The sequence below is a fragment of the Pseudoxanthomonas sp. 68-E7 genome, from assembly GCF_057773145.1.
On sequence record NZ_JBYMTI010000008.1, the window covers coordinates 123407 to 138048 of the forward strand.

The window sequence follows — 14642 nt, forward strand, 5'->3', positions numbered from 1 at the left end:
GTGGATCGGGCCGGCGAAGGCCCGATCCGCAATCGCCTTAGTTCGATGCTTGCGCCGGTGGCGCCGCATCGACGATGAAGTGCTGGTACAGGGCCCGATTGACTTCGGTGCGCAGCCGGACGTCGCGGGCCCCGTTGGTGATCACCACGAAGCCGTACTTCTTTTCCGGATTGAAATACATGGAACTGAACAGGCCGTAGGCCGAACCGGTGTGCCCGATCATTTCCACGCCGGGGATCAGCGCCCGGTCCAGGCGGATGGCCATGCCGTAGTCGCCGTTCTCGTCGGAGCGGGTCGATCGCGTCTGCATCAGCGCCGAGTGCTCGGCCGAGAGCAGGCGCACGCCGTTCCACTCGCCGCGGTTCATGTGCAGCAGCATCCAGGTGGCCAGGTCAGGCGCGGATATCTTGAGTCCGCCGGTCGGGGAGAACATCGGCGTGTCGTAGCCCGGGCGATAACCGTCCAGGCGCTCGCCCAGCGGCGCATAGGCCGCCTCGGAACGCAGGTACGCCTGCCGCTCCCCGTTCCACAGGTAGATCTGCGCGAAGCGGTTCGCGTCCAGCGCCTCGGGCAGGTAGCCGGCTCGCAGCCCGAGCCGATCCAGCACGTGCTGCTTGACGTAGGCGTCGTAGCGCTGGCCCGACATGCGTTCGACGATGGTGCCGATCATGTTGTAGCCGAGGTTGGAGTATTCGTAGGTTTCGCCCGGCGCGCGGCCGGCGTAGCTGCCCCGCCAGTTTGCGTTGGTGTCCGGATTGATGACGTCCAGGCTCTTGTACTTCTGGGCGTCGGTGATCGACGAGGTATGGTTCAGCAACATCCGCAGCGTGATTGGCGTGTCCGGGAACGCGGGATTGCGTACCGGGAACCCAACCAGCGTGCCGGCGTCGTCGTCCAGCGACAGGCGGCCCTGCTCGACCAGCTGCAGGATCGAAACGGCCGCGAACGACTTGGAAATCGATGCGATCCGGAACAGGTCGTCCTGTTCCAGCGGGATCTTCGCATCGCGATCCTTCCAGCCGAGGCTGTTTCGATACACGATGCCGTTGTCGCGGACCACCACCACCGCCAGGCCGACGGTGTCGTATTCCCGCATCAGCGAGTGCAGGCGGTCCTCGATCTCGCCGGCCAGCGCCGGCAGGCTCAGCAGGAACAACAGGAAAGCCGCGCACAGCGAAAGCGCGCGGTCGTGGCGGATGCATCGGTTCATGGTGGCCTCCGGCGGGGTTGAGGGTTCGCGGCGCCGACCGGCATGCGCCGCATGGCAGGGCACTCGCCGCGCTGTCGTCGCAAAGTGGTTCGACAACACAATGAAGGGCGGATCAGTCGCGGTGCCGTGGCGCCGCCAGGCGATCGCCGCGATCGGGCGCACCGTGAAGCGGGGCGGCGGAATCCGGCATGCCCGGCAACCCCGGGGCCCGTCACTGGACCGCGGCCGCCGCACCGGGCCGGCGCGGATCGGCCGCGCCTTCGACGTGATTCCCCGTCAGCAGCAAGGTCTGCGTGCTGCCGATGGTCTGGCCCTGTTTGATGGCGTGGCCGCGCCCGCGCAGGATGCGCAAGGTGTCCGGGCTGAAGCCGCGTTCGATCTGGAGTTCGCCGTCCGCGCCCATGGTCTGGTGGATGCGCGGGAAACTGGTGGCTTCGGCGATGTTCATGCCGAAATCCACCACGTCCACGATCATCTGCACGACCGTGCCCGGGATGGTGTTGCCGCCCGGACTGCCGGTGACCAGCCATGGCTTGCCGTCGCGCAGCAGGATCGTCGGCGACATGCTCGACACCGGGCGGGCGCCGGCGCGCAGTGCGTTCGCCGGTGGCTTGCTTCCCGCGCGGACGGCGTCCAGCTGCGCCTGCAGCGAAAAATTGCCGATCAGGTTGCCGAGCAGGAAACCGGTGCCTTCCATCATCATTCCGGAACCGAAGTCCGCACCGATCGTATAGGTCGCGCTGACCACGTTGCCTTCGCGGTCCGCCGCCGAGAACTGCGTGGTCTCATGGCTTTCCTGGCCCCAGAGGTCGCCGGCGCGCACCTGCCTGGCCGGCGTCGCGCGATCCATGCGGATTTCCTTCGCTCGTGACGCACCATAGGCCTTGGACACGATACCTTCCAGCGGTACCCGTCCGGTCGCCGGATCGCGCACATAAGCCTGCCGGTCGCGCCATGTGCGCTTGCTGGCCTCGGCGATCAGGTGCAGGGCATCGGCCGAACCCGCGCCCATCGATGCCAGGTCGAAGTTCTCCAGGATGTTCAGGGTCATCGCCACGCCGGGCCCGCCGCCGCTGGATGGCGGCATGGTCAGCAGCTCATGGCCACGGTAGCTGGACCGCAATGGCTCGCGTTCGATCGCGCGATAGGCGGCAAGATCCTCCTTGCGCAGCAGACCGCCGTTCGCGCGCATGCCTGCGTCGATTCGATTGGCGATCTCGCCGCGGTAAAACGCATCCGCGCCGTGTTCGGCTATCTGCCGCAGCGACCACGCCAGGTCCGATTGCACCAGCCGCTCGCCGGCGCGCAGCGCGGAACCGTCCCCATGCAGAAACACCTTCGCTCCGGCATCACTGCGCGCCAGACGCCGCCTGCCCCAGTCCAGGGCGAAGGCTTCGTCAGGCGTCAGCACCATGCCTTCGTCCGCCAACCGGATCGCCGGCGCCAGCAGTCGTTTCCATGGCAACCGTCCGTACTTCCGGTGCGCCAGCGCGAGGCCGGCAACGGTGCCCGGAACGCCCGCGGCACGGATACCGGCGTTGTGCCCTTGCAGCTTGCCCGTCTGGTCTACATATAAATCCAGCTTCGCCAGTGCCGGCGCCATCGAGCGGAAGTCGACCGCCGCGGCACGGCCATCGGCCAGGCGGATCAACAGGTAGCCGTCGCCGCCGATGTTGCCGGCGCGCGGCAAGGTCACCGCCATGGTGAAGCCCATCGCCACCGCCGCGTCGACCGCGTTGCCGCCGTCACGCAACACTTGCGCGCCGACATCGCTGGCGTAGCCGCTCTGGCTGACCACCATGCCGCCTTCGGAGACCACCGGCTTGTGGATCTCTTCGTAATTGAGCAACTGCACGGTCTGCGCCGTGGCCGCCGCCGAGGGGAGCAGCGCGAATGCCAGCAGCACTGCGTACCGGTGCAAGGCCGCTTCAAGGCGCTTGATGGATCCCACGTTTTTCTCCCCGCACAGTCGCATCTATTGGCCTTCCGCATGCACGCGCCCTTCGGCGCATCCGTCCGCAGAAGCTCCCGCTGCAATCAGCGGAAAGGAGGGGCGCCCGGCCCCTCCTTCGCCCCCGGGTCAGAATCCGAAGCGGATTCCGGCGAGGTACTGCCGACCGATCACGTCGTACAAGGCGCGCGTGGTCGCGTAACCGCCCACGCCGTTGATCGGCGGATCCTTGTTGGCCGCATTCTTGATGGTGACGAACGCGGTGAGCCGGCGGCCTTCACGGTCGCGGATGAAGTCGTAACTTGCACCCAGATCGAGATAGGTGCGGCCCGAATGTTCGAGGATGTTCAGATCCTTGTGGGTGTAGGTATGGTCGATCACGCCACCGCCCACATAGCGTGCGCTCGCATTCAAGTGGAGCGGGCCACGGGAATAGCTGGCCGAAACACTGCCGCGCCAGTGTGGCTGGCCACCGATACCGCTCACGGTCGGCTGGGTGGTCTGGCCGGCCATCTGGGTCAACGTCATGCCGTCATCCATGGTCAGCGTGTCGATGTACGAGATCAGGCTGCGCAGGGTCAGGCGCGACTTGGGCAGGGGGATGCGCCAGGTGGCCTCGAAATCGGCGCCGCTCAGGTGCAACTGCTCCAGGTTCTGCGGGGTGACATGGACCGCGGTAATGCGCCCCGTGGTCGGGTCGCGATCCAGGAGCCCGCACAACTGCGGCTGGGTCGAGTAACAGCGCTCGACGGTTTCCGCGGCCGCCAGGGTGATCAGCGCCTTGTCCAGCTTCACGTCGTAGTAGTCCAGCGAGAAGCCGAAGGCCTCGCTAGGCGTGATGACCATGCCAACCGTCAGCGTGTCTCCTTCTTCGGGCACCAGGTCCTTGTTGCCGGAGGACACGTTGCTCACCTGGTACTGGATGTTGAGCTGGGGGTCGAACACGCTGAGCAGCGAGGTGGAGCCCCGCGAATAGATATCGCTGAGCGAAGGCGCGCGGATGTCGCGCGACTTGGCCGCGCGCAGCAGGAACACGTCGTTGAACGCCCAGGTCAGGCCCGCCTTCCAGGTGTTCACCGTTCCCGACAGGCCGTAGTCGGTGATGCGCGCGGCCAGGTTGAGTTCGACGTTCTTCGCCATGGCGTGGCCGGAGAGCAACGGCACGACGACTTCGCCGAATGCCTCCTTGACGGATTCCGAGCCCGAATACGGCAGTGCGTTGCCGGTGGCGAACGCCTGCATCTGCGACATCGGGTCGGTATCCTGATCCAGTGTCTCGCGACGCCACTCGGCACCCGTGGCGACCGATACCGGGCCCGCCGGCAGCGTCCACGGCTCGCCGCGCAGGCTGAACGCCGCCGCCTGCTGGCGCAGCTTGACCCGGGTCCACGCCGTGCCCAGCAGGTAGTCGAGGGATTCCTGCGACATCTGGTGTTCGCCGAACAGGTTGATCGGATGGCAGCCCTCCGCGCGCGCCGCGGCACTGCGACAGATTGGTTGCCCGGTCACCGGATCGGCAATGGCGTCGACAGCGGGCGCGAGCCGGGCCGTGATGCGGTGGTCGCGGGTATTGCGCTCGATGGCGGTCTTGCCGGCCGTGTAATAGCCATCCCAGGTCCAGCTGTCACCGAACGCGCCTTCCAGCCCGGCGACCACGCGCTTGGTTTCGGTGCTGCGATCGACGATCGAAGTGCCGTAGTCGCGGTTGTAGCGGCCGACGCGGATCGAGGCCAATCCCAGGTCGTCCATCTGCTCGGCGATGGCATCCGGGATGAACGGATTCTCGCGGCGGATGGTCAGGCCCGAATCCGTGCGGGTCAGCGACGGACTGACGCCGCTGGACTTGCCCCATGACGCTTCCAGATAGCCGGTGAGGTTGTCGGTGAAATCGAACGAGGCGCGCGAATAGGCCGTATAGCGATCGACCGGCGCCTGCAGCGGCAGGTTCTCGATGTCGGCACTGCCGTCGCCGCCGCGCATGGTGGAAGACGTCCGCAGGTCGCCGTAGGTGAACCGGTACGGATTGCCATTGGCATCGAAGGCGGTGCCCGCCAGCGGCCCGCTGTTGATCAGCCCCCCGTAAGCCATTGCCGAGGAACGACCACCGTAGACCAGCAACTGGCGGGGCTCGTCATTGGTCGCGGTGTAGGCCGGATTGGCGATCTTGTTCCAGCCGCCCCACTTGCGTTCGCGCATCCAGCGGATGCCGTCGTTCTTGTCCATGTCGGCCGAAATGATGAAATGGCCGCGCGAATCGGCGAACTCGTTGCCCCAGGTCAACGACAGCCCGCGGGTGTTGCGGTCGCCGTAGGTTGTCGTGCCCGCCTGGACGGTGCCCTTCAGGCCGATGAAGTCGTGGTTGAAGACCATGTTGGCGACGCCGGCGATGGCATCGGAACCCCAGGCCGCGGATGCGCCGCCCGTCACCACTTCGACCTTGGAAATCAGGCCCTGCGGAATCATGTTCATGTCGACCGCGCCCTGCGCACTGGTCGGCGTGAAGCGCTTGCCGTCGACCAGCACAAGCGCGCGACGGAAGCCAAGACCACGCAAGTCCATGAAATTGCCACCGGTGAACTCGCTATTGTTGGTGGTACTGGTGTGGGTCATCGACGGCCGCACCGCAGGCAGCTCGTTGATGGTATCGGCGATGTTGGCATTGCCGGCCACGTCAAGTGCTTCGCGGTCGAGCACGGTGGTCGGCGTAGGCGCCGAGAAGCCTTCGCGCGCGACGCGGGACGCGGTCACCTGCACGCTGTCGAGTTCCGTGGCCTTTTCCTTCGCCGCATCGCCAACCGGCTGTTCCGGTGCGGTTTGCGCGGCCGCCTCCGCGGACATCACCGCCATCGCGATCAGGCAACACCGGGCCAGCCGGGCGCGACGCGGTTGGGTGTTGCCGAGATGTTTCCTTGAACCCTTCAATCCGCGCATCACGACCACCCCCGACCGTTTTTGAATGTATTTGGAATCGGTCGGCTGTATTTCGCGTCACCGCCGAGCCTCGTTGGAGCTTCTGCTCCCATGGCCGAACGCTAAGACGTTATTCCCATTGCCACCAGTACAAATGCATTGCCAGGCCATAGCCTTATGCTATGGTCGGACTGATCGACGAGCGCGCCTGGACGATGATTCCGCGCAGCTTGTCAGCCGCGCGTTTTCCTGTACTGGAGTTGCGGGGGCCATTTCCCGTCGTGCCGCCGGCGAACGCGAGCATCCACTTCCCCATGCGACGCTCATCGCAGGCGACAGCCCATCGTGCGCTGCAGCCGGATGGGCGTGAAGGATGCCGTGTCCGCAGCAACGATCCGGGCGGGGAAGCGCACGCGTGGCCCCAGGCACGATGACATAGCCTGATGCTATGCCCGACGTCCATTTTTTCAATGGCGGAGCGCGTACACAGGATGGAAGATGAAATTCTTCCCGCCGCGGCCACGAAAGTTTGCCGCGTATGCCTGCCTCTCCCCAGCCATCCCAGACCTTTGCGTTGGCCTCATTTGCAGCGCGCACGATCCGATATCGAAATCGACCGGTCCGGCGGAGCCGGTCCCGCAAAGCAATCTCGATCAGAACCGCCAGGAAATCCAGCAAGCATCTGAATACCGCACGACCCGATACCCGCGCAGACAACTGGAGAAACACCATGAAGAATCGCGTCGTTCTCGCACTTGCACTGACGGCGATGTCCTGGCCGGCAGTATGCTTTTCCCAGCACGTCCCCGCCGACCCGGGTGCCGGAGAGCAATTCCTGTGGCCGATCGATGGATGGGTCGCGACAAGCGATACCTATCAAAGCGGCCAGCCCCATAACGGCACCGCCGACTTGTCCGCACCGCATTACACGCCCGTTCGACCGGCCCGGTCCGGCACCGTCACCAAGGTCGCCTATACCAACAACGGCGGATGGAGTGTCACCATCAGCCATCCCGGGACTGGATACACGTATACGACGAGCTATACCCATTTCATCGAGCAGCCGGTCGTCCAGGTCAACGACGTCGTCGACGCCACCGCCGGCGGCGGCACGGTGATCGGCTACGTGGGACGGGTCGGAAACGCGGATCTCGGCGGTCCCCACGTGCACTTCTCGATCAGGCGGACACCGGACGGAAGCACCACCAGCGAGCTCATGTCGATTCCCGCGATCAGCCGGGGCGACTGGATCAAGAACGGCAAGTTCATTCCCGGCGTGTTCTCGGGACTGGCGCCCCTGGCGGGGGAAGCGGCCAGAACGTTCGATGTGGTCGTGTCGGAACCCCTGGGCGCCAGCATCTACTCCTCGAGCGCCCTGTCCACGATCACAGGCTCCGTTGCCTACGGGACCGATCTGGATGTCATCGACAGCCAGGCTGGTGCGTACAAGGTGATGCTGCCTGACAACAGCCTGGGCTGGATCACGCATTCCTCCACCGTCCCTTCCCGATCCAATATCTTCGGTGTCACCAGCGCGAGCGTCATCAGCATCAGAAAAGGCCCGAGTGCCGCGCATCCCGAGATCGGCGTGGTGCCCGCGGGCACGTTGCTGACGGGATTCGATTTCTCAGGTAGCGAATGGTACAAGGTGCAGTGGTGGTGCAACGGCACGAGCAACCGGAGCACCGACGCGTCGGACAACGCGAGTGACGTGGGCGGGTGCTCGAACGGCTACTACGGGAACAAGTATGGCTGGGTCGGAGTACCCGCCATCCTGACGGACAACTTCCGCGTCAGGGTCATAAGGGGCAGCATATCCGTCTATGCGAACCAGGTGGTCGGCGGCGAGGACATGCGCGATCTATCCACCATCATCGGCACCCTTGGCCTGGGAAGTGGAATCACCGTCACCGGCACCCGCAACGGCTGGTACAAGTTCCAGTTCAGTGGCCAGATCGGATGGATACGGGGGTGGCAGACGGCAGGATCGCAATAAGCACTCGCTCGAATTCCCGTCCATTTCCCCGTTTCCCACGAGCCTGAATCACATGATCCGACACGTTTTCGTCACCTTGGTCACCGGCCTGCTGGCCGTCGCGAATATCGCCTACGCGGCGGGAAATCCGGAGGCACCGCCGGTGGTCACCGCCCGTTCCTGGGCCATCGCCGATGCGGACAGCGGCAAACTGCTTTGGGCGCACCTGCCCGATGAACCACGCAAGGCGGCGAGCACCACCAAGATGATGGCCGCCTACGTGGTCCTGGAACTGGCCCGGGATGCCGCGGTGCTCGACGAACAGATAGAGGTTTCACCGCTGGCCGCATCCACCACCGGCTCCATTGCCGGACTCAGGCAAGGCGAGAAAATCGGGATCCGCGACGGTCTGTATGCCCTGATGCTGCCGTCGGGCAACGACATGGGCAACGCCTTTGCCGAGCATTTCAATGCGCGTCTTGGGGCGCCCGGCGACGAGACTCCGGAAAACGCCAAGACGGAGGCCAACGCAACGCGCGTGAATTTCATCGCGGAGATGAATCGCACGGCCAGGCGGCTTGGCATGAACGGTACGCACTACCGCAGCCCCTACGGGGACGGGGGCACCCCGGAGGATCGAACCACCACCGCCCGCGACCTCGTCACCCTGGCGGTGGCCGCCCGCAAGCACCCTTTGTTCCGCGAAGTGGTGGCCACCACGGACAAGGCCATCAGGGTCCATCTACCGGACGGCAGCCTGCGTCGGCTGGCCTGGGCGAACACCAATCGTCTCCTGGAAATCGACGGCTACGACGGCATCAAGACCGGCAGTACGAAGTTGGCCGAGAACTGCCTGGTGGCCAGCGGGACCCATGCGGGCAGGCGCCTCATCGTCGTCACCCTGGGCTCCTCCTCGGACCAATCCCGCTTCACGGACAGCAAGGACCTTTTCCGTTGGGCATGGAAGCAGGTCGTTCCGGTACAAGCTCACTGAACCCGCCCAGGCCCATCATGGGACGGGCACTCCGGTTCACAAACGACGGCTTGGGGCAGGCCGCGCCCGCCGCGCACCTCCCGTGGCCGGCGGTCGCTGTCCCGCATCATTGTCGATGACGGGCCCGGGACGGGTGGTGGAAAGCACCTCGCCCCATGAATCCGCTGGAGAACACTGCACGCGTCCTGCAATCGCGGGGCGCGTCGGCGGAAGATTCATGCCATAACCCCGGGCTATCCTGGACCTCATCAAAAGGTCGGGTGCGCGCGCGACGACGGAGATACCCTGTCGCATGCGCGTCACCCGCCGACGCGCATATCCGTTCCCCCGGGGACCCGCGTTCATGGCCTTCACTTCCAACCTCCCCCGCGCACTGCACGGATTGCTCGTTGCGGTCGCGCTCTCCACCCTCGCCGCCTGTGCCGGTGGCGCACGCCCCCCCGTCGTGCCGTCGGCGTCCGCGGTCCCGCCAGCCCCGGCCACCACCGGTTTCGTTGCCAGCGCGCATCCGCTGGCCACGGAAGCCGGGCTGGACGTGCTGCGGCGCGGTGGCAGCGCGATCGATGCCGCGGTTGCGGTACAGGCGATGCTGGGCCTGGTCGAACCGCAGAGCTCCGGCCTGACGGGCGGGGCGATCCTGTTGCATTACGACGCCACCTCCGGGCGCGTCGACAGCTACATCGGCCGCGAGCGCGCGCCGGCCTCCGCCGGACCCGGGATGTTCAACGATGCCGAAGGCCGTCCGTTGTCGCGCGGCGACGCGATGCTCAGCGGCCACGCGACCGGCGTGCCCGGTACCTTGCCGGCGCTGGCCATGGCCCACGCGGCGCACGGCAGGCTGGCATGGTCGGGCCTGTTCGGTGCGGCCGAGCGACGCGCCGAACAGGGTTTCGCGGTGACGCCGCGCATGCACCGGCACATCGCCGGCACGTTCCCGCAAGCGTCGGCGCCAGACGTGAAGGCGATGTTCGCGCGCGAAGACGGCACGCAGTTGCAGCCCGGGGACACCTTCCGCAATCCCGCCTATGCGGAAAGCCTTCGCGTGGTGGCCGCGCGTGGCGCCGAGGCTCTGCGCACCGGTCCGCTCGCTGACGCGCTCATCGCGCGCCTGGCCGAGGCGCCGAACGGGGCCCGCGTCACCGCGGAAGACCTGCAGCAGCAGGTCGCCGAACACACTGCCCCGATCTGCCGCCCATTGCGCGTCTACACGGTCTGCGTGCCACCGCCACCGGCCAGCGGAGTGGGCTTGCTGCAGCTGATGATGATCCTCGACGGCACCGACATCGCCGACCGCGGCCCGGACGATCCGCGCGCGTGGCTGCTGTTCGCCGAAGCCAGCCGACTCGCCTATGCCGACCGCGACCGTTACGTCGGCGACCCACGCTTCGTCGACGTGCCCGTCGACGGTTTGCTCGCGCCGGATTACATCTCCGCGCGGCGGGCACTGATCGGCGCGCATGCCGCCGCCAGGCCGCCCCTGCATGGTGAACCCGGTGGCGCGCCCTGGCGTGGTGGCGACGCCACCGACGAGCCCGCCGGCACCAGCCACCTGGTGGTGGTGGATGCGGCGGGCAACGCGGTCTCGATGACCACGACCATCGAATCATTCTTCGGTTCGGGGCGCACGGTCGGCGGCATGTTCCTGAACAACCAGTTGACCGACTTTTCATGGGGCGAGGCCGCCGGCGCGGCCAACGCGATCGCGCCGGGCAAGCGCCCGCGTTCGTCGATGTCGCCGGTGATCGTGCTCGACCAAGAGGGCCGCCTGGTCGGTGCGCTCGGTTCACCCGGCGGCAACGCCATTCCCGCCTACGTGGCCAAGACCCTGGTCGGCTGGCTGTACTGGAAAATGCCGTTGCAACAGGCGGTCGCGTTGCCAAACCTCGTCGCGCGCGGGAAGAACTTCAACGGCGAAGCCGATGCCTTTGCACCCGGCCTGCGCGAGGCGTTGTCGAAGCTGGGCGTCGACATCGTCGCCGGGTCGGGCGAGGATTCGGGCCTGCATGGCGTGGAATGGCGCGACGGCAAGCTGGCCGGCGCCGCCGATCCGCGCCGCGAAGGCGTCGCGGCAGGACTCTAGGCACGGGACATCGCCGGACGCGACGGCGATACTGGCATCCAGTCCTTCTTCGGAAAAAGCATGCGTTTTCGACAGATCGAAGTCTTCCACGCCGTCTACACCACCGGCTCGATCAGCGCGGCGGCGCGGTCACTGCACGTCTCGCAGCCATCGGTGAGCAAGGTGCTGCACCATACCCAGCAGCAGCTTGGGCTGGAGCTGTTCCGGCTGGTGCGCGGGCGATTGATCGCCACCGACGAAGCGCACGCGTTGTTCATCGAAGTCTCGGAAGTGTTCAACCGCCTGACGTCACTGCAGAAGACCGTCGGCAACCTGCGCAGCCTCACCGCCAGCCACATCCGGCTGGCGGTCGTGCCTTCCCTGGGCTTGCACGCCGCGCCACTGGCCATCGCGCGTTTCCGCAAGCAATACCCCGACGCGACCTTCGAGGTGCAGACGCTGCACCACGATGCCCTGTTCGAATCGTTGTACGAACGCACCTGCGACATCGCCATCGCCTACGACCCGCCTTCGCATCCCCGCGTCCGCCGGCGCGACCTCGATAGCGCGGAACTGACCCTGTTGTTCCGCAAGGACAGCATGCCGCACGTCGCCGAGCGCGTTTCGCTCAAGCAGCTCGATGGCCAGGACATGGTGGGCCTGACCATGGGCGGCCCGGTCGGCGAACTGTTCAATCGCGAAATCCAGCGCCAGAGCATCAGCGTGCGCGAAGTGGTTTCCAACCAGACGTTCTACGTGGCCGCCGCGCTGACCCGCTGCGGCGCGGGCATGGCGGTGGTGGATGAATTCACCGCGCGCGCCAGCGTCGACGACACGATGGACTTCCGCCCGTTCGCGCCCCCGCTGCGCTTCAACGTGCAATGCGTGTACCTGGAGGACCGGCCACCGTCCAAGGCGGCGACCCAGTTCATCTCGATGTTTTCCAAGGTCCTCGGCGAAATCCGCGGCGGCGGCACCGCATGACCGCAGGCCGTGGCGGGCGTGCCGCTATCCGGTAGCGTGCGCCATGCCGGGTGGCTGTCTTGCGGATGCGTCGGCCAAACCCTGTCGGACTGACCTGGCCAACCATCATCCACGTCGGAAGTAGAACACCGATACCACAAGCGTAAGAAACGCCCCCCAGGCAAGCACGGACACCGCGACAAGAAGGACCTTGCGCGATATCGACCGGGCCTCCGCAACATTCGAGTCCGCTTGCCTGTACGACCTAATCAAGCCGGACAGCTCTCCCGGAATGGCAATTACCCCTATCAGAAGCAGAGAGATTACGCAGAACCCAAACAACGTACCCACCATGGAAAACGCCACGTCACTTTCCGGTGGTCCATAATGCCTGGCGACAATGGAAAATAGCTCGCCAGAAATGCGCGCCGGCAGGTAGGCGATCATCCCGATAAAAACAAGAAGAGACAGCTGCTTCGACCAGAACTTGATTGACACCTGCATTTCCCCCAAGCCAGTCCGCCGCACCATTCATCCAGCCCTCGACCGTTCGAATCGCACTGCCATCGGCATGGAAATGTCCATTGGCACCTCCCGCGACGGTGCTAGGCGCAAGGCGCAAGAAATTCTTCAACAAGAGGCGCATGGTAAAACTACCGCCTTCTTGCTCATCTTCCCACAAGTACCGGGAATGGAAGCATAGGCGAGGCGGGGAGGTCGAACCGGCGGGGCAATCGCTGCTATTCGCACGCTAGCTTACCCTTGACGAAACATGACTGCGCGGCAGTTGATAGGCTTGTGCCCCAGCTTGCAACCATGCCAATCCATGTTGCTCGCTCGATCGATCCTAAAGAAGTCCCGACTCCCTAGCCCGGACTCCTGCCACATGAAACCTGGGAGGTATTCGAGCGTGTGATGGAGCCCAATCCAGGTCCAACTTCGCGCCAGCCGTACGACTCATTGGATAGACAAAAGCAACCTTCGCCAGGGCTGACCCGTTCCCCTTTTTCCTGGGTCAGTAACCGACTGTCTGAAGGGTTGGCGCTCGTTCTCCGTACGGCGAACGGCCAACTTATGGTTCCAAGAAAAACTGACGGGAACACTGGTGTCTATCTGGCGGCCCACCAGCACACGAATAGATAACGCATCTACTTGTTCTGGCGAGAATTGTCTTGAAATCACTTGAAATCCGACTCACTTTTTGACTCACTTTTGGGTCGGTGTGAATCGGACTTCATTGGACAACCTCGGACATTTTGAGGGCAAAGCCACCTGCGGCCAAGCACGCCAGTGTCGCTCGTGGGTGCTCTGCGAACTCGACGGCAACAGCACCCGCCTCCCAGCCTGTATATCTCGGTTCTCGCCGACTCCCGCGCGCCAGTAGGGTTGATCACCAAGACCGATCCGCCAGGGCCAGCCGGTCGATGCAGGACAAACAGATCTGAGGGCGGCTTTCGGCCAGAAGCGACCATTCGAACCCGACCTATTCGAGAGGCGTTGAGGATCTCGCGCGGTATTGCTCATCGCTCACGTGTTCCATCCATGTGACCACCTTTCCGTCTAGCGCCTCCTGGATGGTTATATGTGTCATGGCGGTTGTGGGCGTCGCGCCGTGCCAATGACGATGGCCGGGTGGGCACCAGATGATGTCCCCGGCATTGATCTCGACGACGGGGCCATCTTCGCACTGCGTCCACCCTTTCCCGGATGTGACGATCAGGGTCTGTCCCAGCGGATGGATATGCCAGGCGGTGCGCGCGCCCGGTTCGAAGGTCACCGTGGCTCCGGCAACGCGCGATGGTTCTCCCCGCTGGAATTGCATGTCGATCCTGACATTTCCGGTGAAGTATTCCGGATGACCCTTGCTGGATGGCAGAGAACCGTTTCGATCAATGTGCATGGTGCCGGCTCCTTTGGTTGATGCAAGCGAGAGCGGAATAATCTCTGCGCTGATCAAGAGAGTGGAAAACGTTGAGCGCAGCCAGCGCTGCTTCGGGATAGGCATGGTCATTTCTCCTCGCCGGGCCAATCCCGGGCTGACAACCCGCATCTACTGCTCTGAAAAAACCACTCGAACATCATGGCGGCCCAATACTCGACTCAGGTCATCCGGCTCCTCCACCCACCCCAGGCGCGTGTAGGCGTAAGGGGAACGAAAGGTCTCGTAGAAGATGACCACCGTATTCGATCCGTAAAGCATCAGATCGCCGTTGCGGATGGTTCCTGGTCGACTCGAATGGGTGGGCAGCGGCTCTGACAGGTCGGCATGCTTTTCGTTGCCGTTGAGTTCGGCCATGTCCAGCGTCAACGGCGAATGAGCCGCGACGCGCGGGCGGTTTCATTGTCGGCCAAATTAATGGCGAAGCGACGTTCGCCGACGGTCATCCACATTCGGATTTCCTCCGTATTGGTGGATGCTCTGCCAGCATCCTGGGCAGCAGTTGCGGGCACCGCAGGCAGGCTGGCCTTACACCCGGTCAACGCCAACAGCCCGAACGTCATGCTTAACCCAAGCATGAGTCGATGCCTAGATGGCAGGTCGAAGCGTGAACAAAGGTGGTTGTAGGTCATGATGCACCT

At 64.7% G+C, this 14642-nt stretch carries 11 protein-coding genes; 4 read left to right on the forward strand and 7 right to left on the reverse strand.

What is annotated here, in order from left to right; genetic code table 11:
* Positions 1 to 37: 37 nt before the first annotated feature.
* The 3 genes from AC3DE2_RS18410 to AC3DE2_RS18420 all read right to left on the reverse strand — a co-directional run bounded on the left by AC3DE2_RS18410 (position 38) and on the right by AC3DE2_RS18420 (position 6092).
* The gene (locus tag AC3DE2_RS18410) at positions 38 to 1210 is read right to left on the reverse strand and encodes a serine hydrolase domain-containing protein (RefSeq protein WP_488427333.1); all 1173 of its coding nucleotides are present in this window, start codon (positions 1208 to 1210) and stop codon (positions 38 to 40) included.
* Between the two features lie 211 nt (positions 1211 to 1421).
* Positions 1422 to 3161, reverse strand: coding sequence for a gamma-glutamyltransferase (ggt, locus tag AC3DE2_RS18415; RefSeq protein ID WP_488427334.1), 1740 nt, complete (start codon positions 3159 to 3161; stop codon positions 1422 to 1424).
* 129 nt (positions 3162 to 3290) lie between these two features.
* Complete coding sequence (locus AC3DE2_RS18420; RefSeq protein ID WP_488427335.1) at positions 3291 to 6092, reverse strand: TonB-dependent receptor plug domain-containing protein; 2802 nt, start codon at positions 6090 to 6092, stop codon at positions 3291 to 3293.
* A 709-nt stretch (positions 6093 to 6801) separates the two neighbouring features.
* Here AC3DE2_RS18420 and AC3DE2_RS18425 point away from each other — a divergent pair.
* The 4 genes from AC3DE2_RS18425 to AC3DE2_RS18440 all read left to right on the forward strand — a co-directional run bounded on the left by AC3DE2_RS18425 (position 6802) and on the right by AC3DE2_RS18440 (position 12083).
* A complete protein-coding gene (locus tag AC3DE2_RS18425; protein WP_488427336.1) occupies positions 6802 to 8067 on the forward strand; it encodes a peptidoglycan DD-metalloendopeptidase family protein in 1266 nt (421 codons plus the stop codon).
* Positions 8068 to 8119: 52 nt separating this feature from the next.
* Positions 8120 to 9040 carry a D-alanyl-D-alanine carboxypeptidase family protein gene (locus tag AC3DE2_RS18430; RefSeq protein ID WP_488427337.1) on the forward strand — a complete coding sequence of 307 codons (921 nt, stop codon included), beginning with the start codon at positions 8120 to 8122 and terminating at the stop codon, positions 9038 to 9040.
* A gap of 343 nt (positions 9041 to 9383) precedes the next feature.
* Positions 9384 to 11120 (forward strand): gamma-glutamyltransferase family protein, encoded by a 1737-nt coding sequence (locus tag AC3DE2_RS18435; RefSeq protein ID WP_488427338.1) that lies wholly within the window; start codon positions 9384 to 9386, stop codon positions 11118 to 11120.
* A gap of 60 nt (positions 11121 to 11180) precedes the next feature.
* Positions 11181 to 12083: a LysR family transcriptional regulator gene (locus AC3DE2_RS18440; RefSeq protein ID WP_488427339.1), complete on the forward strand. Its 903-nt coding sequence runs from the start codon at positions 11181 to 11183 to the stop codon at positions 12081 to 12083.
* A 346-nt stretch (positions 12084 to 12429) separates the two neighbouring features.
* Here the strand turns inward: AC3DE2_RS18440 and AC3DE2_RS18445 are convergent, their stop codons facing one another.
* From AC3DE2_RS18445 to AC3DE2_RS18460, 4 genes are all read right to left on the reverse strand, one after another.
* A complete protein-coding gene (locus AC3DE2_RS18445) occupies positions 12430 to 12708 on the reverse strand; it encodes a hypothetical protein (RefSeq protein ID WP_488427340.1) in 279 nt (92 codons plus the stop codon).
* A gap of 837 nt (positions 12709 to 13545) precedes the next feature.
* The gene (locus tag AC3DE2_RS18450) at positions 13546 to 13962 is read right to left on the reverse strand and encodes a (R)-mandelonitrile lyase (RefSeq protein ID WP_488427396.1); all 417 of its coding nucleotides are present in this window, start codon (positions 13960 to 13962) and stop codon (positions 13546 to 13548) included.
* Positions 13963 to 14112: 150 nt separating this feature from the next.
* Positions 14113 to 14358 carry a cyclophilin-like fold protein gene (locus AC3DE2_RS18455; RefSeq protein WP_488427341.1) on the reverse strand — a complete coding sequence of 82 codons (246 nt, stop codon included), beginning with the start codon at positions 14356 to 14358 and terminating at the stop codon, positions 14113 to 14115.
* An 8-nt stretch (positions 14359 to 14366) separates the two neighbouring features.
* On the reverse strand, positions 14367 to 14633 hold the full coding sequence (locus AC3DE2_RS18460) for a hypothetical protein (protein ID WP_488427342.1): 267 nt from the start codon (positions 14631 to 14633) through the stop codon (positions 14367 to 14369).
* Between the last annotated feature and the right edge of the window lie 9 nt (positions 14634 to 14642).